At 42.7% G+C, this 19,961-nt stretch carries 17 protein-coding genes; 4 read left to right on the forward strand and 13 right to left on the reverse strand.

Going from position 1 to position 19,961, the window contains the following annotated elements; all coding sequences use genetic code 11:
* Positions 1–3,129, forward strand: a complete 3,129-nt coding sequence (locus tag PSH48_RS01680) for an efflux RND transporter permease subunit (RefSeq protein WP_273610781.1) — start codon at positions 1–3, stop codon at positions 3,127–3,129.
* Positions 3,130–3,193: 64 nt separating this feature from the next.
* On the opposite strand, the gene lipA is transcribed toward PSH48_RS01680, so the two are convergent.
* From lipA to leuS, 13 genes are all read right to left on the reverse strand, one after another.
* Positions 3,194–4,159, reverse strand: a complete 966-nt coding sequence (gene lipA, locus PSH48_RS01685; RefSeq protein ID WP_004585911.1) for a lipoyl synthase — start codon at positions 4,157–4,159, stop codon at positions 3,194–3,196.
* A complete protein-coding gene (gene lipB, locus PSH48_RS01690) occupies positions 4,156–4,809 on the reverse strand; it encodes a lipoyl(octanoyl) transferase LipB (protein WP_004585912.1) in 654 nt (217 codons plus the stop codon). Before lipB ends, lipA begins: the two co-directional genes overlap by 4 nt.
* A gap of 19 nt (positions 4,810–4,828) precedes the next feature.
* A complete protein-coding gene (gene ybeD, locus PSH48_RS01695; protein WP_024033764.1) occupies positions 4,829–5,107 on the reverse strand; it encodes a DUF493 family protein YbeD in 279 nt (92 codons plus the stop codon).
* A gap of 341 nt (positions 5,108–5,448) precedes the next feature.
* On the reverse strand, positions 5,449–6,609 hold the full coding sequence (locus PSH48_RS01700; protein ID WP_004585914.1) for a serine hydrolase: 1,161 nt from the start codon (positions 6,607–6,609) through the stop codon (positions 5,449–5,451).
* Between the two features lie 311 nt (positions 6,610–6,920).
* Positions 6,921–7,685: a septal ring lytic transglycosylase RlpA family protein gene (locus tag PSH48_RS01705; protein WP_024033763.1), complete on the reverse strand. Its 765-nt coding sequence runs from the start codon at positions 7,683–7,685 to the stop codon at positions 6,921–6,923.
* On the reverse strand, positions 7,685–8,791 hold the full coding sequence (gene rodA / locus PSH48_RS01710; protein ID WP_054982218.1) for a rod shape-determining protein RodA: 1,107 nt from the start codon (positions 8,789–8,791) through the stop codon (positions 7,685–7,687). Before rodA ends, PSH48_RS01705 begins: the two co-directional genes overlap by 1 nt.
* On the reverse strand, positions 8,788–10,668 hold the full coding sequence (gene mrdA, locus PSH48_RS01715) for a penicillin-binding protein 2 (protein ID WP_004585917.1): 1,881 nt from the start codon (positions 10,666–10,668) through the stop codon (positions 8,788–8,790). The genes rodA and mrdA overlap by 4 nt, the downstream gene beginning before the upstream one ends.
* A gap of 9 nt (positions 10,669–10,677) precedes the next feature.
* Positions 10,678–11,148, reverse strand: coding sequence for a 23S rRNA (pseudouridine(1915)-N(3))-methyltransferase RlmH (rlmH, locus tag PSH48_RS01720; RefSeq protein ID WP_004585918.1), 471 nt, complete (start codon positions 11,146–11,148; stop codon positions 10,678–10,680).
* 36 nt (positions 11,149–11,184) lie between these two features.
* Positions 11,185–11,502, reverse strand: coding sequence for a ribosome silencing factor (gene rsfS / locus PSH48_RS01725; protein WP_024033760.1), 318 nt, complete (start codon positions 11,500–11,502; stop codon positions 11,185–11,187).
* A gap of 54 nt (positions 11,503–11,556) precedes the next feature.
* A complete protein-coding gene (nadD, locus tag PSH48_RS01730; RefSeq protein WP_273610782.1) occupies positions 11,557–12,192 on the reverse strand; it encodes a nicotinate-nucleotide adenylyltransferase in 636 nt (211 codons plus the stop codon).
* A gap of 11 nt (positions 12,193–12,203) precedes the next feature.
* A complete protein-coding gene (holA, locus tag PSH48_RS01735) occupies positions 12,204–13,241 on the reverse strand; it encodes a DNA polymerase III subunit delta (RefSeq protein ID WP_273610783.1) in 1,038 nt (345 codons plus the stop codon).
* A complete protein-coding gene (locus tag PSH48_RS01740; RefSeq protein ID WP_004585922.1) occupies positions 13,241–13,732 on the reverse strand; it encodes an LPS-assembly lipoprotein LptE in 492 nt (163 codons plus the stop codon). The genes holA and PSH48_RS01740 overlap by 1 nt, the downstream gene beginning before the upstream one ends.
* Complete coding sequence (gene leuS / locus PSH48_RS01745) at positions 13,733–16,321, reverse strand: leucine--tRNA ligase (protein ID WP_029772179.1); 2,589 nt, start codon at positions 16,319–16,321, stop codon at positions 13,733–13,735.
* A 174-nt stretch (positions 16,322–16,495) separates the two neighbouring features.
* Between leuS and PSH48_RS01750 the strand changes: the two genes are divergently transcribed.
* The 3 genes from PSH48_RS01750 (at position 16,496) to PSH48_RS01760 (ending at position 19,932) form a co-directional block, all read left to right on the forward strand.
* Positions 16,496–16,954 carry a zinc ribbon-containing protein gene (locus PSH48_RS01750; RefSeq protein WP_004585924.1) on the forward strand — a complete coding sequence of 153 codons (459 nt, stop codon included), beginning with the start codon at positions 16,496–16,498 and terminating at the stop codon, positions 16,952–16,954.
* Between the two features lie 77 nt (positions 16,955–17,031).
* Positions 17,032–19,455 (forward strand): Lon protease family protein, encoded by a 2,424-nt coding sequence (locus PSH48_RS01755; protein ID WP_273586145.1) that lies wholly within the window; start codon positions 17,032–17,034, stop codon positions 19,453–19,455.
* On the forward strand, positions 19,456–19,932 hold the full coding sequence (locus PSH48_RS01760) for an FKBP-type peptidyl-prolyl cis-trans isomerase (RefSeq protein ID WP_273586144.1): 477 nt from the start codon (positions 19,456–19,458) through the stop codon (positions 19,930–19,932).
* Positions 19,933–19,961: the final 29 nt, after the last annotated feature.

Genomic DNA, 19,961 nt, shown 5'->3' on the forward strand with positions numbered 1-19,961 from the left:
ATGAATTTTTCTCAGTTTTTTATTCATCGACCTATTTTTGCAGCGGTTTTATCTATTCTTATTTTTATAGGGGGTGCCATAGCTATATGGCAGTTACCTATTACAGAATACCCAGATGTAGTACCCCCCACGGTTGTTGTTACAGCTAACTACCCAGGTGCAAATCCTAAGGTAATAGCCGAAACCGTGGCCACAGTGCTTGAACAAGAGATAAACGGCGTAGAAAACATGCTGTACCAGTCATCGCTTGCAAACTCTGCCGGCACCATGACATTAACAGTCACCTTTGCGATAGGGAGCGATCCCGACGAAGCAACTACCTTGGTACAAAATAGGGTTAATAGAGCAATACCTCGCCTACCAGAGGAAGTACAAAGGCTAGGTGTGGTCACCGAAAAGTCATCACCTAACCTTACCCTCGCGGTACATATAACTTCGCCTTCAGGGCGATACGACAGTTTGTACCTGTCTAATTATAGCGATCAATTTATAAAAGATGAGCTAAAGCGCATTAATGGCGTGGGCCAAGTACGTGTATTTGGCGCAGGCGATTACAGTATGCGTGTGTGGCTAGAGCCTAACAAATTAGCGGCGCTCAATTTAAATCCAAGTGATGTAGTCAATGCTATTCGCTCGCAAAATCAGCAAGCTGCGGCAGGAAGCCTAGGCGCACAACCCATAGGCACCAGTGAGTTTCAATGGCTTATCAATGTAGAAGGGCGTTTAATAGAGCAAGATGAATTTGAAGAAATAATCGTAAAAACGGGCGATAACGGCGAAATTACACTGCTAAAAGATGTTGCTAGAGTAGAGCTAGGTGCAGATAGTTATACCCTTAGGCCACTTCTTAATAATGAATCAATTGCCGCTGTGCCTGTTTTTCAAGCACCAGGCTCTAATGCATTACAAATTTCTGATGATGTGCGCGCTAAAATGGCTGAACTGTCGGCGCTATTTCCAGAGGGTATGGGCTATGAAATAGTGTATGACCCTACCGTATTTGTAAGGGGCTCTATTGAAGCTGTAGTCGATACATTATTTGAAGCGGTTTTATTAGTTGTGTTGGTCATCGTGCTGTTTTTACAAACATGGCGAGCATCTATTATTCCGCTGGTGGCAGTGCCAATTTCATTAGTGGGCACCTTTGCTTTTATGCACTTAATGGGATTTTCACTTAATGCGTTGTCGTTATTTGGCTTGGTGTTAGCAATCGGTATTGTTGTTGATGATGCCATTGTTGTGGTCGAAAACGTTGAAAGAAACATCAGTGAGGGATTAAGTCCTATTGATGCAACCACTCAAGCAATGAAAGAAGTAACAGGGCCTATTATTGCCACTACTTTAGTGCTTGCTGCGGTGTTTATTCCTACTGCGTTTATGAGCGGTTTAACAGGGCAATTTTATCGTCAATTTGCTCTTACAATTACTATTTCAACAGTGCTTTCTGCCATTAACTCGCTTACGCTAAGCCCCGCGCTGGCTGCGTTATTACTCAAACCTCATGGGCAAGACAACGATTGGTTAAGCCGTGCCATTAATAAATTATTTGGCCGCTGGTTATTTGCGCCTTTTAACAAAATGTTCGATAAAGCCTCGGGTAAATACACAGGAGCCGTTGGCCGAATAGTGCATAAGGGCGGCATAATTGGTGTGCTATACGTTGGTTTACTGGCCTTAACGTGGCAGCAGTTTGAAAATACGCCAACAGGGTATGTTCCGCCGCAGGATAAAATGTATCTCGTCGCTTTTGCGCAATTACCTAATGCAGCATCGCTAGATCGCTCTGAAGCAGAGGTTCGCCAAATGTCAGAGATAATCAGGGCGCACCCAGGCGTTAGTGACGCCGTCGCCTTTGCAGGTTTAAGCATTAATGGTTTATCTATAAACCCAAGTTCGGGGATGATGTTTACACCGTTAGAGCCGTTTTCAAAGCGGCAGGGCCCGCGCATGTCGGCAGCTGAAATAGCGGAAGATTTAAATAAACAACTTAGTCAAATAAAAGGCGCTAATGTTGCTATATTTCCGCCTCCTCCAGTAAGGGGAATGGGCACCATTGGTGGCTTTAGGCTGCAGCTTGAAGATAGAGGCTCATTAGGGTTTGACACCTTGCAGCAAGTAACAAATGAAGTAATTGCTAAGGCTAAAGCCGACCCCGCCCTTGCTAATGCGTTTACCAGTTTTACAACCGACGTACCGCAGCTAGATGTAAAGGTAGACCGTAAAAAGGCGCTAAGCTTAGGGCTTGAAATAAACACCTTATTTGAAGCAATGCAAGGCTATTTGGGCACAGTTTATGTGAACGACTTTAATTTATTTGGTCGCACGTATCAGGTAAATGTGCAGGCCGATGCGCCGTACAGGGAAGATGTAGAGCAAATTAAGCAATTAAAAGTGCGCAATAAAAATGGCGATATGATCCCCCTTGGCGCAGTGCTTAGTATTGAACATAGTTTAGGGCCAGATAGAGTAATGCATTATAACGGCTATGTTACGGCTGAGGTTAACGGCGTACCCGCACCAGGGTATAGCTCTGACCAAGCTAAAGCCGCAATAGAAAAAATACTCGATGAAACACTGCCAATGGGTATTGCGTATGAGTGGACTGACATAACCTATCAGCAAATTTTAGCGGGCGATACTTCAATGTATGTATTTCCACTTATTGTGTTGCTTGTATTTTTGGTTTTAGCAGCGCAGTACGAAAGCTTACGTTTGCCTGTCGCTATTATTTTAATTGTGCCTATGACATTGCTAAGTGCGCTGATTGGTGTGGCTATTTATGGTGGTGATAATAATATTTTCACCCAAATTGGCCTAATCGTGTTGTTTGGACTTGCCACTAAAAACGCTATTTTAATTGTTGAGTTTGCAAAAGAGCTGCAAGATACCGGTATGGATGCATTTAATGCCATTAAAGAGGCGAGCCGGTTGCGATTACGCCCAATATTAATGACCTCAATAGCATTTATTATGGGGGTTGTACCTATGGTGTTCTCATCGGGAGCAGGCTCTGAAATGCGCCAAGCTATGGGCGTTGCGGTATTTTCTGGCATGATAGGCGTAACGGTATTTGGCTTAATACTTACACCTGTGTTTTATTATATACTTAAACGCAGTGGTAAAAATTAAAGCGACAAAAAAGCCCTTAGCAACTTAATTGCTAAGGGCTTTTTTAATGCGTTTTAAAAAGTAATTATTTTACTTCTTTACCTGCAGCTTGTTGGTCAGCGTGATAGCTTGAACGAACAAATGGGCCAGAGGCAGCATGCGTAAAGCCAATTTCATCAGCGTATTCTTTCAGTGCGTCAAATTCCGCTGGTGGCACGTAACGTTTAACTGGCAAGTGATGCTTAGAAGGCTGTAAGTATTGGCCAACGGTAAGCATGTCAACGTTATGCGCACGTAGGTCACGTAATACTTCTTCTATTTCACTAATTTCTTCACCTAGGCCAACCATTAAGCCAGACTTAGTTTTTACCTCTGGGTGCGCTTCTTTAAAGCGACGAAGTAATTCTAACGACCATTTATAATCGGCACCCGGGCGCGCAAGCTTGTACAAACGCGGGGCAGTTTCTAGATTGTGATTAAACACATCAGGTGGCGTTTCAATTAAAATTTCCAGTGCGCGGTCCATACGACCACGAAAATCTGGCACTAAAATCTCAATAGTAATGGTTGGGTTGTGCTTACGGATTTCGCGAATACAATCGGCAAAATGCTGTGCGCCGCCATCACGTAAATCATCACGGTCAACCGAGGTAATAACCACGTAGCTAAGCTTCATGTCTTTAATTGTCAGTGCAAGCTTTTCAGGCTCTGCTGCATCAGGTTTTAATGGGCGACCATGGGCAACATCACAAAATGGGCAACGACGAGTACAAATAGCACCTAAAATCATAAAGGTAGCAGTACCGTGGTTAAAACATTCAGAAAGGTTAGGGCACGAGGCCTCTTCACATACTGAGTGTAAGCCGTGCTTGCGCATAGCTTGTTTTATACCGTCGATACGCTCGGTAGATTTTGGTAAGCGAATTTTAAGCCACTCTGGCTTGCGCAACATTTCAGTTTTTTCTGTAGGTAAAACTTTAACGGGGATCAACGCCATTTTTTCTGCGTCGCGTAGTTTTACACCTGGTTCCATTTTGACTGGTTTATTCATTCGTTTTCAAACCCTTCAGTATGCTTAACCTGTGTTGCATTAAGCTTCTTTATCATGTGTTTTACCAGCCCTTCACCTGCTTGTGCTAAGTTTTGAGGGCCGTTTAATTCTTTCGTTTGCACCATGTTCATGCCGGCATAACCACACGGGTTGATGCGTAAAAACGGGCTTAAGTCCATGTTAACATTTAATGCTAATCCATGAAACGAGCAACCACGACGAACACGTAATCCTAATGATGCAATTTTACTATCGTTTACGTACACACCGGGTGCATCGGCTTTTGCGTAGGCTTTTATATCATACTCATTAAGGGTATCAATAATGCACTCTTCAAGCCATGTAACAAGCTCGCGCACACCAATTTTTAAGCGGCGCAAGTTAAATAATACATACATCATTTGTTGGCCGGGGCCATGGTAAGTAACTTGCCCGCCACGGTCTACCTTAATGACTTCTATGTCACCAGGGGCGAGTAAATGCTCATCTTTACCAGCTTGGCCTTGTGTAAATACACTCTCGTGCTCGACAAGCCAAATTTCATCTGGCGAGCTGTCGTCACGGGTGTCGGTATAGGCTTGCATTTTTTGCCAAATTGGCATGTAACGCTGACGGCCTAGTTGGCGTACGATTAAAGTGTTTTCGTTCACAACAAGTCTCAACTATGGCTTAAAGCATATGGCGTACGTCATCAATGTTGCTGATCACGTTGTAAATTTCTTCTATGTGTTTACCGCTTGTCACTGTGGCAACAAACGTTACCGACTCATAATTGCCTTTACTGCTTGGCTTTACTTTTGGTGCGTAGTCACCAGGTGCAATAGGTTGTAATTTAGCTAAAATTTGTTCCGTAAGGTTAACGTTTGCTAAACCCATAACTTTAAATGTGAACGGACATGGGTACTCAAGGTACTCATCAAATTTAGTATTTTTAACAGGTTGAACCACGACGGTGACTCCTCAAACAAAAATGTTGGCTACGTGAGATAATATCAATCCGCAATAAGACTTAATCATTTTGCGGGGCTAAACGTGTTGCTACCTGCGTTAAAAAATGCTCATTTAGAACAACTAAATAGTGATTTATTAGCCAAGTTATCAACACGTTTTTCCAGCCTCAAAATAGATTACTTAATTAACCGAATTGGTATAACGCTAAGCGTGACTGGCAGGTTTAGGGTGATCCTGCTTATATGGGGCGCATTCTAGCATTTTTCAAGCAAAAAAAAACGCCTCATAACAGAGGCGCTTCGTTTAACAGCCCAACGACTGTCGGGTTATTTTTACGTTTACATAATTTGTAAACGTAAGTAGTCGTAAATTTTGCTAAAGAAGCTGCCTTCTTCCACTTCTTCAAGTGTAACTAGTGGGTATTGTGCAATGTCTTCGCCCTCTAGTTGTAAGAATAACGTACCTACTTTAGTGCCTTTCGCTAATGGTGCTTCAAGTGTGTTGTCTAGCTCAAAGTTAGCTTTAAGGTTTTTATGTTGACCACGTGGAATGGTAATTGGGGTATCTTCTAAAATACCTAACGATACATTTTCTTTATTACCCATCCAAATACGTTGTTCTGCAAAGCTGTCGCCTGCTTTGTAAGGTGTAATTGTTTCAAAAAAGCGAAATCCGTAGTTAAGTAGTTTTTTGCTTTCTACTTTACGTGCGCGCTCGCTTGATGTGCCCATAACAACCGCAATTAAACGCATGTCGTTTTTAGTTGCAGACGTTACTAAACTATAACCTGCCTCTGATGTGTGACCCGTTTTAATACCATCAACATCTAGGCTTTCATCCCATAACAAAGAGTTACGGTTATATTGTTTAATACCGTTGTAAGTAAACGATTTTTGCTTATAAAGTGCGTACTCATCAGGTACATCACGAATAAGTGCAGCGCCTAAGGTCGCCATATCACGTGGGGTAGTGTAGTGCTCGTCTGTATCTAAACCGTGGCTATTAATAAAGTGGCTGTTGCTCATGCCTAATTTAGCGGCATGGGCATTCATTAAATCAGCAAATGCGCTTTCGCTACCTGCAATGTGCTCAGCCATGGCTACACACGCATCATTACCTGATTGAATAATAATACCGTGGTTAAGCTCATCAACACTTATTTGCTTGCCTACTTCAATAAACATTTTTGACGATTCAGGGAAGTTTTTAGCCCAGGCTTTTTCGCTCACTGTAACCATATCGGTGGGTGCAATGTTACCGGCGTTAATTTCTGTACCAATTACATAACTGGTCATCATTTTAGTTAAGCTTGCAGGGGCTAGCTTTGTATCAGCTTCACCTTCAGCAATAACTTTACCTGTTGTAAAGTCTACTAAAAAATAACCTTTTGCATTAATTTGAGGTGGAGCCGGAATAATTTGGGCGCTGGCTGAAAATACGGCGGCTGTGCAAACTAAGCCGCATACACCTTTGAGGATTTTATGTTTAATTGATTTCATCATACTCATTAATGGTTAAAGTTAAAAATTCGCGTTAGTCCATCTTATACCCAAACTACCCCGAGATGCGAGCGTCGTTGGAATTAAAAACAACTTAGACAAGGTATTGATTGTCAATAATAGTCACTCTATTGTTCAAATCAATAACGCAGTATAAATCGTTTTTAAACCACGCTTCAGGGCGTTTCACTAAGGCTGATTTTCTGTGTTGTTATTTTTTAAAAGGGATTGCCATTTAAAAAATAACACCTAGATTTTAAGCCCCAATACAACGCTGAATCCTACATTTTGGCGTGGTTTAGGTATTTGTCTTACTGAGTGTAAAGCAAGAACGCGTTTTGAAATTGGTTTTGTTTTAATTTTTTTAATACGTCTTGTGCATGCTGGGCATCTTTAATCGGGCCCAAATGCAAACGATATATGTTGTCTGCTTTTACTATATTAGTAGGTACTTGATACTGCAGGCGTAATGTAGAAGCTAATGCTTCAATATTGCTAAGCGTACTACCCGCAGCTACCTGTATATATGTTTTACGTGCAGGAATGCTGTCGAGCGTAATCGCCTCTAGCTTAACCTTGGCTGTACCGTGAGTGTAATAGCCTAATTTATAAGCTGCAGCATACGAAAGATCTATTATTCTGTCATCATGAAACGGCCCACGGTCGTTTACACGTACAATTACCGATTTATTGTTGGCAGTATTAGTAACGCGTACAAAGCTTGGCAGGGGTAAGGTTTTATGGGCCGCGCTCATGGCAAACATATCGTAAATTTCACCGTTTGAGGTATGGTAGCCATGAAACTTACGGCCGTACCACGAAGCGATCCCTTCTTCTGTATACCCTTTTTCATCAAGCATTGGCGTATAACGTTTGCCTAATACCTCGTAGGGGCGACTTGCACTGGCACTTTTTTTAACATCCACCACAACGGCATCTTGCATCTCAAGTGCGGTTGGCGCGCGTAAAGGTGCGGCATCGTGCTCCATATGATAACGACTATTAGAGCCGCTACTACATGCGCTTAACATACATATTAAGGCTGAAATAAATAACAGCTGGGTAGGCTTATTCATTATTTTAAAAGCATCCTTTTATCTGTCGCAATTGACATAATAATGCCAAATCCGGCCATTAACGTCACCATAGAGGTGCCGCCATAACTAATAAGGGGTAAAGGTACACCTACAACAGGCAACAAGCCCGATACCATGCCTATATTTACAAAAATATAAACAAAAAAGGTGAGGGTAAGGGCGCCGGCCAATAATTTACCAAACGCATCTTGCGCGTTTACCGCAATGTATAAACCACGGCCGATAATAAATAAGTACAGGCTTAATAAAACACACACACCAAATAAGCCAAACTCCTCACTTAATACCGAAAATATAAAGTCGGTATGGCGCTCTGGTAAAAATTCGAGTTGTGATTGCGTGCCTTGCAACCAGCCTTTACCTTCTATACCACCAGAACCGATGGCTATTTTGGATTGAATAATATGATACCCCGAGCCAAGCGGATCGCTCTCTGGGTCTAAAAACGTTAATACGCGCTGCTTTTGGTAGTCGTGCATACCGTAGTGCCAAAATGGCCATGCTGCTAGTGCGACAATCGAGCTTAAAAAGCCAATTAAACGCCAGCTTAAACCCGATAAAAACAACACAAATATTCCTGAGCTGGCAATCAAAATTGAGGTGCCTAAGTCGGGCTGTTCTTTAATTAATAAGGTAGGCAGCATCACGATGACAAAGCCAATAATTAGGTGTAATGGACGTGGCGGAAGTTGGTTTCGGCCAATATACCAAGCCACCATCATAGGGACTGCCAGCTTCATAAGTTCTGAGGGCTGAAAGCGAGTAATACCTAAATTTAACCAGCGCTGAGCGCCTTTTGAGCTCACGCCAAATAGCAATACGCCCACCAACATGAGTAACCCAACACAGTAAAGGGGGATCACTAAGCGTTTAAGAGTCGCGGGGGAGAACTGTGCAAGCACTATCATGCCTATAATAGCGCCGCCCATACGGGTGATATGGCGGATCATCATGGCCGAGTCTTGGCCGCTTGCGCTATATACTATGGTGATACTGCCTGCCATCATAAGTAATAAGGCAATTAGTAACGGTAAGTCTAAATGCATGCGCATCCATATCGAGCGCTGGGTGTTTAATACGGTCATTGCGCTGTATTCCTAGCAACTTCTATAGGGTTTGCTGCAAAATAGTAATCCATTAGCTCACGTGCAATAGGGGCACCCACAGAGCTGCCGCCACCGGTGTTTTCAACCACAATTGAAACCACAATTTTAGGGTCGTCATACGGAGCAAAACCAATATAAATCGCGTTATCGCGTTGGCGCTCCTTTAGTGATTTTGCATCGTAACGCTCACCTTGGGCAATACTCACTACTTGCGCTGTGCCTGTTTTACCCGCAGGGTCATAATTAGCGCCTTTAAAAGCACGGTGGGCCGTTCCTGTTACTTTTTTTACGGTATTGTGCATGGCATCGAGCGCGATACGCCAGTTATCAGGGTTATTAAGTACCACCGGCGGTTTTTCTTCGTTATTAATTTGCGTCACTTGGTCTTCTTTTTTAGCCACTTGTGCTAAATGCGGCGGGTGGTTTATGCCTTTATTAACCAATATATTAGTCGCGTTAGCAATTTGAATAGGGGTGGCTGTCCAATACCCTTGGCCAATCCCCACTGAAATAGTATCGCCACGCCACCACGACTCTTTAAAGCGGCCTTCTTTCCACTCTTTTGAGGGCAATATGGCTGTGGTTTCTTCGTGTATGTCTATTCCCGATAAGTCACCAAAGCCAAAGCGCGCCATAAAATTACTAATTTTTGTTATGCCTAAGCGGTATGCCGCATCGTAAAAGTAAGTATCGCACGACTCTTCAATCGCTTTGTAAACATCTACATGGCCGTGGCCCCAACGTTTCCAATCGCGCCATTTATGTTCAACATTCGGTATTTGAAAAAAACCAGGATCCCACACCGAGGTGCTTTCACTGACAATGTTTTCTTCAAGTGCCAGTATGGCCATATGCGGTTTTACTGTGGAAGCTGGCGCATAGCGCCCTTGAGTAGCACGGTTAATAAGAGGGCGGTCGGGGTTTAGCAGTGCTTTATAATCTTTACTGCTAATACCATGGACAAATAAATTAGGGTCGTAACTTGGGTTTGAATAAAGTGCTAATACGCCGCCATCTTTGGCATCCATTACTACAACCGCGCCGCGCATATCTTTAAGCGCATGTTGGGCTATTTGTTGTAAACCTATATCTAAGGTAAGCACTAAATCACTGCCTGGCTGTGGGGGAGTCATACTTAATGTGCGAATAACACGGCCGCGGTTATTTACTTCAACGCGTTGAGAGCCGACTTGGCCATGCAAAAGCTGCTCGTAATATTTTTCTATGCCAAGCTTACCGATATCGTGCGTAGCGCGGTAATTTGTGGCTTGGTCTTCTTGTTCTAACTTATTAAGTTCTTTGCGGTTTAGTTTGGCAACGTAGCCTAGTGCATGGGTTAGCGTATCGCCATATGGGTAAAAGCGTGCAAGGCGCGCCTCAATGCTAAAGCCCGGAAATTTATGCTGATTAACCGCAAATTGGGCCACTTCGGTTTCATCTAAGCGGGCTTTTAGTACTTGCGACTTAAATCGACGCGTATGCTTTATGTCATCAATAAAGTCTTTTTTTTGCTGCTCGGTAATCGTAATTATTTTGCTAACTTGCTCAAGCGATTTAGCTAAATCGTCGACCTCTTCAGGAATAACCTCGAGGTTATAAACGGGTTTGTTTTCAGCAAGCAGTACACCATTGCGGTCGTAAATGAGGCCACGGTTTGGCGCAATAGGAATTACTTTAATACGGTTATCGTTAGAGCGGGTTTGATAGTCGGTGTGTTCTTCTACCTGAATGGTATAAAGATTAGAAAGCAAAATTGCCACTAAGCCTAAAACAAAAATAAAACCCACAAATGCGCGCCGTGCAAATAAGTTTGCCTCAGCGGAATGGTCGCGTATTGTGGGTCTTTGCTTAATCATAACAAGGCGTTACTCGCGATGATAAGGGTGGTTGTTATTTAAGCTCCAGCCTCGGTATAGGCTTTCGGCAACAATAATACGCACTAAAGGGTGCGGTAACGTTAAGTTAGATAACGACCATTTTTGCTCAGAGGCGGCAATGCACTCAGGGGCTAACCCTTCAGGGCCGCCAATAAGCAAACTAACGTCGCGGCCATCGAGCTGCCACTTTTCCATATTTTTAGCAAGCTGGTGAGTATCAAGTGGTTTACCTGTTACCTCTAGGGTAACAATGCGATTGCCTTTTGGAATAGCGGCTAAGGTTTTTTCACCTTCGGTGTGCAAAATGCGTTTAATATCGGCATTTTTACCGCGTTTACCGGCCGGAATTTCTATTAACTCAAGCGCCATATCTTTAGGAAAACGGCGTTGGTACTCTGCAAATCCGGTTTCTACCCACGCTGGCATTTTTGTGCCAACGGCAATCATTTGTATTTTCACGTAATACTTCCAAGCTCAATTAAAAAATAGTGGCGCTTAGCCCCACAGTTTTTCTAGATCGTAATAGCTACGTGCGTGATCTTGCATCACGTGTACAACTACATCACCTAAATCTACCAGTACCCATTCGCCTTCGTCTTGACCTTCGTAACCTAAAGGTTCTTCGCCAGCGTGGCGAGCTTCTTTTGCTACGTTATCGGCAATTGATTGCACATGACGCTTAGAAGTACCCGAACACACAACCATGTAATCGGTAATGTCTGAGCTGTCACGTACGTCTAGTTGTACCACGTCGCGTGCTTTCATATCGTCAATTTTGTCTAGTGCAAAGGCAAGTAGTTGTTTCGAATCCAAGGTATTGTCTCAATTTTAAATTTAATAGCGTGCATTTTAACATGCTAGGGGGTTTTAATCATCACTTTGATAAAGCTGGTGTTGCTTAATGTAGTGACTGACTGGTTCGGGTAATAGTTCATTATTTTTATTGGTTTTTTTTAATTGCTCTCGAATAGTGCTTGAAGCAGCATCACGGGTCTCACCAGATAAAAAATAAAGCTTACCAAAGTTGTTTGTGGCAAGTTGCTGTGGCGCTTCAGTGTGGGCATTACTGACATAGCTTTTAAGCGCCTTATTTGGGTTACATGTTTGCCCCGGGCGATGATAAACCACTATATGGCATAGCTGTGTAATTGCTTGCCATTCATACCATTTGTCGAGGTTATTAAATGAGTCCATGCCCATTAAAAAAAGAATTGGCGTATCTGGGTGCTCAGCTCTTAGCTCTTGTAAACTCAACAATGAGTAAGAAGGCCCAGTACGATTAAGCTCTCTTAAATCAAGTGCAAAATGAGGGTAAGGGGCAATAGCGGCATTGAGCATATTAATACGGTGCGCTGTACTTATACCTGGCGCAGCTTTGTGCGCGGGAAGTGCACAGGGCATAAAGTACAACGTGGATAAGTTAAATGTATTTACACACTGCGAGGCCATATTTAGGTGACCTAAATGCACAGGGTCGAAGGTGCCGCCAAAAATTGCAATCATGTTAAAAATCTTTAGTTAAGTGCGTGGCAAGGCATTGGAATATCAAGCGGCTGGCAAAACTTAATACAAATATGCGCAAGCGCTTGGTAAGGCGCAATTAAGTTACCTTGTTTGTAGCTTGAATCAAACAGTGCAAGCTCACTGCTTATTTGCTCAAGTGTATTAATATTTAAGCGGTTAATTGCATTTTGCACTGGGCCTTGCTGGTTTTTCCAAATACCATTTTTTTTAAATAACTGTGCGATAGGCTCGCCATTTAAAAGCCCTTGCTGAATAGTGAGCAAACTGGTGAGTTCTTTATTTATAGCCCATAAAATACTCACCACTTCGGTGTTATCGCTGGCCAGTTTATTAAGTACCTTAATTGCTTGCTTGGCGTGGCCATTTAATAGGGCATCACTTAAATCAAAAATATCAAACTTGGCTTGATTAAATAGCCCTTGCATCACAAGTTGCTGGGTTATTAAGGCATTACCATGCAGTAGCGAGAGCTTTTCGAGCTCCTGAAAACACGCTAACAAATTACCTTCGGTAGCGTTAATTAAGCTCAGTTTTGCTTCGTTTTGCATATTCAGAGAAAGGCGCGCTACTTGTTCATCTAACCAGCGTTTTAAATGATTCCCTGCAAGCGGGTAGCATGGTACAAATACACCGTGTTTATCGAGCGCTTTAAACCAGGCGCCACGTTGTACGTCTTGGCTGGCTTTAGCCCCTTTTACAATTAAAATGGTATCAGGGTTAATTAACTCGACTATTTTTTTAAAGGTATTACTACCTGGGGTGCCAGGTTTTTGTTGGTTTAAATCAAGCTCAATTATAGTGCGCGCACTAAACAAAGACATGCTTTGATATTGAGCTATAATTTCTTGCCAATCAAACCCTTGCATTAGGGTAAATTTAATTACCTCATCAAAGCCTTGGGCTTTTGCCGTGTCGCGTATTTGCTGCACACATTGCGCTTCTTGAAACGGTTCTTCACCAAACACTAAATAAAAGGGTTTTAAACCTTTATTTAATTCACTCGGTAACTGATTAGCATAACAGCGCATTATAGTTGCGACAGCTCTCTAACAATACGACTACTGGCTTGCTTACGAATTTCGCTAATAAGCAGCTCAAGCTCTTTTGCTTTTGCAAGTGCGTGATCGGGGTCGTCTTGGTAGTTACGATAAAGCTCAAAGCGTTTTTCTATGGCTTTTTCGCCTGGGCGTTTAACAACATAGCTTACCCCGTAGGCAAGCTCGTATTCAGCCACCTGACCATTTTGAAACAACGACAAGGTTTGGCGCTCAATACTTTCTTTGCGTAAGTAAAGCTGGGCAACATTTTTAGCCGAAGGCGTCAGTTCTACGTTACTGGCTTTAAGCTCTTTTTTAAGGTTTAAAAATAACGATGATTTTTCATCATCACCTTTAAGTGTAAGCGTTTTAAGGTTATCAGGCAGGCTAGAGGCTTTCTTTAAATGAAAGCCACAGCTAGATAACACAAAACACATTAGCACTAAGGCTAATGTGTTTTTAAGGGTGTTAAAGCTAACCATTTAGTTAGCTACCACGTTAAGTAGTTTACCCGGTACGTAAATAATTTTACGAATGGTTGCGCCATCAGTAAATTTAGTTACGTTAGACTCTGCAAACGCAAGTGCTTCTACCTGCTCTTGTGTTGCATCGGCGGCTACAGTTAGCTTAGCGCGTAGTTTGCCGTTTACTTGTACGATGATTAATTTTTCATCTTCAACAAGGGCAGACTCGTCTACTTTAGGCCATGCTGCATCTAAAATGTCACCCTCTTTACCAAGCTCTTGCCATAACTGGTGCGATAAATGCGGCGTAATTGGCGCAAGCATAATAAGTAGGGCTTCTAATGCTTCGTTAGCAATAGCAACATCTTGCGTATCGTTTAACGGCGCTTTTAATAACTTATTAGAGAGCTCCATAATGGCAGCAATTGCAGTGTTAAACGTTTGACGACGCTCAATATCATCGCTCACTTTTGCAATGGCTTTGTGTAGCTCACGACGCAGTACTTTTTGTGGGTTACTAAGCGCTGATTTATCAAGTGCTTGGTAGCCAACTGTTTTCACATCTACAGCGTATTTCCAAATACGTTTTAAGAAGCGGTGCGCGCCTTCAACGCCTGAGTCTGACCATTCAAGCGTTTGCTCTGGTGGTGCGGTAAACATCATAAATAAACGCACAGTATCTGCACCGTATTGGGCAATTACTTCTTGTGGGTCTATACCGTTGTTTTTAGACTTAGACATTTTGCTCATGCCCGATGAGAACACAGGTTCACCATCTTCTTTGTGCCATGCTTTAGTTACGCGGCCTTTTTCGTCAGTTTCGGTATTTACATCGCTTGGCGAAATCCATACGTCACCGCCTTTTTCATCTTTACGGTAGAACGTTTCGGCAAGTACCATGCCCTGACAAAGTAAGCGATCGAATGGCTCGTCTGAATTTACTAAACCAAAATCACGTAATAACTTATGGAAAAAACGCGAATACAATAAGTGTAAAATAGCGTGCTCAATACCACCTATGTATTGGTTCACTGGTAACCAATAGTTAGCTGCTGCTGGGTCTAGCATGCCTTCGTCGTGACGCGGGCTACAGTAACGTGCGTAGTACCAAGACGACTCCATAAAGGTGTCAAAGGTATCTGTTTCATGTGTTGCTGGTACGCCGTTTACCGTTGCTTTTGCCCATTCTGGGTCTGCTTTGATTGGCGAAGTAACGCCATTCATAACTACATCTTCTGGTAAACGTACTGGCAGCATTTCTTCGGTGGCGGCTAATTCGTTACCGTTTTCGTCGCTCAGCATTGGGATTGGTGAACCCCAGTAACGCTGGCGGCTAACACCCCAATCACGTAAGCGGAAGTTAACTTTACGCTCACCCACACCCAGTGCTTCTAGTTTGTCGGCAATAGCGTTAAATGCGCCTTCAAAATCAAGGCCATCAAATTCGCCAGAATTAACTAACACGCCTTTTTCAGTGAATGCTTCTTCTTTTAAATTTACTTCAAGCTCTGAGCCTTCAACTGGTGCAATTACTTGTTTTATGTCTAGGCCGTATGCTGTGGCAAATTCATAGTCGCGTTGGTCGTGAGCAGGTACTGCCATCACCGCGCCTGAGCCGTAATGCATTAATACAAAGTTAGCAACCCAAATTGGAACTTGCTCGCCCGTTAATGGGTGAGTCGCGTAAAAGCCTGTTGCAATGCCTTTTTTCTCCATTGTTGCCATGTCTGCTTCGGCAACTTTGGTGTTTTTGCATTCTTCAACAAACATTGCAATTGCATCGCTGTTTTTAGCGGCTTCTTGCGCAATAGGGTGGCCACCGGCAACGGCTAGATAAGTTACACCCATAAATGTATCTGGACGTGTAGTGTATACGCTAAACTTTTCGTTGTTGTCGGTACGCGTAAACTCAATGTCTAACCCTTCAGAGCGACCAATCCAGTTGCGCTGCATGGTTTTAACTTGCTCAGGCCAGTCTTCTAACTTGTCTAAGTCATCTAAAAGCTCTTGTGCGTAGTCAGTAATTTTAATAAACCACTGTGGAATTTCTTTTTGCTCAACCACTGCACCAGAGCGCCATCCGCGGCCATCTATAACTTGTTCGTTAGCAAGTACAGTTTGATCAACTGGATCCCAGTTAACCGTTGACATTTTTTTGTACACTAAGCCTTTTTCGTACAGCTTAGTGAAAAACCATTGTTCCCATTTGTAGTATTCTGGGTGACACGTGGCTATTTCACGATCCCAGTCGTAACCAAAGCCTAATTGCTTAAGTTGGTTACGCATGTAATCAATGTTTTCGTACGTCCACTTAGCTGGTGCTGTTTTGTTTTTGATAGCGGCGTTTTCTGCAGGTAAACCAAACGCATCCCAACCCATCGGTTGCATAACGTTTTTGCCTTGCAGGCGCTGGAAACGAGAAACAACATCACCAATGGTGTAATTACGCACATGGCCCATATGCAGTCGGCCACTTGGGTATGGGAACATAGAAAGACAGTAATACTTTTCTTTGCTCTCATCTTCGGTGACTTTAAATACCTGGTTTTCTTCCCAGTAACTTTGGACTTTTGACTCTATGTCTTGCGGGTTATATTGCTCTTGCATCTATGATTCCAGACTTCTTGCAAACTAATAAAAAATTGCCGATAGGATACCCCAAATAAAAGCCTAATCACAGCGTATAAGCACGGTTTTGTTAAAATCTCACTTTCAGTGCAGGTTAACCTATACTTATCTATGTTAAAGGCCAACACGCCCTTGATTTTGATGGAGTATAAAATGGCAGATTATAAAACATGGCTTAGCGATTTAACTAATTGGCTAAAAGATGTAAAAGATCACGAAGTAAAAGATGCAATGACCCGATTTGTTGAATCTGAGCAAGCACTTAAAGACCTAGGCAAAGAAAAATACGGACTCTATAAAAGTTATTTGCAGCGCGACATAGAACACGTTCAAGAAAACGAATCGCACTATAATTCGCTTGCATGGCAAGAGCTTAAAGAGTCGTTATGGTATGAGCTTTCGCATATAGAGGACAAAACCCAGCTTGAATGGCAGTCCCTTAGTCAAGATTTTAAGCATAATGGGATGTATCACGCAGGCGAATGGATAGCCATGGGCACATTAGTATGTAAGAATTGCACCCATAGTTTTGATATTTATCACGCTACACAAATTACACCGTGCATTGAATGTGATGGTATTTATTTTAGCCGTAAGGCATTACAACCCTAAATATATGTATTAAGTGGCTTGTAGGCCACTTAATACGCCCAAAGCCAGCGAGTATGTTGGTACAAAAAGAAGTTAGAATGACGAAAAAACTGCAGCCATTATCTGTTTCACAGCTCGCACCGAGCATTTCTACTAATCACGTTAGCACGTGTATGAGCAATCCATATCCAGAGCAACTTACCTTTATAGGCCAACAACGTGCCCAAAGTGCTCTCGACTTTTCACTTGGGATGGAGCTGCCTGGCTACAATGTTTATGTAATGGGTGAGGCCGCGCATGGCCGATTTACACTCGTAAAAGACAAACTTAAACAGCACGCAAAAGATCGCCCCACACCTAATGAATGGTTGTATGTTAATAATTACGACGACCACCGTGAGCCAATAGCGCTATTTATGCAAGCAGGGCAAAGCAAGCAATTAAGTGACGACATAGACTCATTTTTAGATGAAGTACTCGACACCTTTCCGGCAGCGTTTGATAACCCAGCTTATCAACGCAAAAAAAAGTCAATCGAGAGCGAATTTAACGACGCTTACGACAGCGCTATTACCGCAGTAGAAGAAATGGCGCTTGAGCAAAGCGTAGCGCTAATAGAAGAGAAAAACGCCGTAGGTTTTGCGCCTTTAGTTGAAGGCAGGCAGTTAAGCGATAACGAATTTGCCGCCCTAGATGAAGAGCTTCGTGATGAGTTTTTTGAAAAAATAGAAAAACTAGAAGATGCCTTAATTGAAGCGCTTATTGAGCTGCCTCGCTGGAAACGCGAATCAAAAGAAAAACAGCGTAATCTAAAAAAGGCCACAGCCGAGCAAGCTACAAAGCCGCTATTAAAAGACTTAGAGCATAAATACGCTGCCCATATTGGAGTGCTGCGCTACTTAAAAGACATTCGCGTAGAAATAATTGACGCAGTACTTGAATGGCTAGACGATGAAGATGAAAGCGAAGAAAGCAAAGAAGACTTTGACCGTAAAGGCATGCTTACCGACTTTTTTGCGCCTAACATTTTAGTTGAATTTAAAGAAGACGATGCCGCACCTGTGGTGTATGAGCCAAACCCAACCTTTGGCAATATATTTGGCAAAATTGAGTATTCAACATCGCAAGGCTCGCTTATAACCAGTTATCGCTCTATACAGCCTGGTGCATTGCACCGTGCAAATGGCGGTTACTTAATTATGGATGCCGAAAAAGTAATGGCCAACCCGCAAGTGTGGGATGGTTTAAAGCTTTCGCTTAAAACGCACCAAATTAAAAACGACCTACCGTATCAAGACAGCTCAGTAGGCAGCAGTTTTACACTGCGCCCGCAATTAATTCCTCTTGATGTAAAAATTATTTTATTAGGCTCGCGCGATTTGTATTACACCATAGGTGAGTACGATGAAGAATTTGCAGAGCTGTTTAGAGTACTTGCCGACTTTGATTATTATTTACCAAGTAGCGATAAGCTTCAGTACCAATTTATTACTAAAGTGAGTGAGTACTGCCAGCAAACGTTAAAGTGCACTACCACAGAGGTCGCCATGGTGCGGTTACTTAAATTTAGCTACCGCCAAGCAGAGCACCATAATAAATTATCGGCGCGCTTCGCCGATGTGCTTGAACTGGTGGCTGAGGCCAGCTTTTACGCCAAGCAAGATAAGCAAACACTGATTGATGCGCATCATATTGATGAAGCCATTGAAGGTAAGCAGTACCGCACCGGCCAAATAAGCGAAAACATGCTAAGCGATATAAAAGAAGGCCACACGCTTATTGCCACACAAGGCCAAGCCATTGGTAAAGTAAACGGCTTAACAGTGTTGCACATTGGCGATACGTCGTTTGGTACACCCGCGCGTATTACCGCCACCGTATACGCCGGCGCCGATGGTGTAATAGATGTTGAGCGTGAAGCCGAGCTAGGTAAAGCAATTCACTCAAAAGGTGTAATGCTACTTACCGGTTATTTAGGTAACAAATACGCCCAGCACTTTAGTTTAACGCTAAGTGCTAACATAGCTATAGAGCAAAGCTACGGTTATATAGATGGTGATAGCGCCTCACTTGCTGAGTTATGTGCGCTTATATCGGCCATTACTAGTTTGCCTATTAGCCAGTCTATTGCCCTTACAGGCTCTATTAACCAACACGGTGATGTGCAAGCCATTGGCGGCGTAAACGAAAAAATAGAAGGCTTTTTTAAGCTGTGTAAAATGCGCGGCTTAACAGGCGAGCAGGGCGTTATTATTCCTAAATCGAACCAAGTTAACTTAGTACTTGATGATGAAATACTTGAAGCGGTTGAACGCGGTAAATTTAATATTTACGCAGTAGAAACTGTAGACCAAGCACTTAACTTATTAATGGATATTGATGCCGGCGATATTATTGACGGCGAATACCCAGAAGATTCTGTTAACGGTATTGCTTTAGCACGCTTAAAAGACATAGCCGACATAGTTAATGGCGATAGCGAAGAAGATAAAGAAGCCGATGAAGATGAGGGAAAACACTAAATGATCAATATAATTTTAGCGGCGATCATCGCTATATTTTGTTTTTTAATTTTTCAAAATAGTAAAAAAGCAAAGCAACAAGCTGGCATTAATGCGCAAATTGAAGCCGACTACCTTGTCGCTAACGCAAAAGTAGAGGGCGTAATAGAAACCGCCTCAGGCTTACAGTACAAAGTGCTGCACAAAGGTGAAAGCGAAAATACACCTAACCCTACTAGTAAAGTAAACGTGCATTACCACGGCACGTTAATAGATGGCACCGTATTTGACAGCTCAGTAGAGCGTAAAACGCCAATAAGCTTTGGTTTAAATCAAGTTATTAAAGGCTGGACCGAAGGCTTACAACTTATGAGCCCAGGCGATAAATACATATTTTATGTACCGCACCAATTAGCCTACGGCGAAAAGCGAGTAGGCAGTATTCCACCTGCATCACTGCTTATTTTTGAAGTAGAGCTTTTGGCTATTGAGTCTTAATACACGCGTAAAAAAGTGTTAATAACTTT

It is taken from the genome of Pseudoalteromonas sp. Angola-4, from assembly GCF_028599265.1.
Taxonomy (GTDB): domain Bacteria; phylum Pseudomonadota; class Gammaproteobacteria; order Enterobacterales; family Alteromonadaceae; genus Pseudoalteromonas; species Pseudoalteromonas atlantica.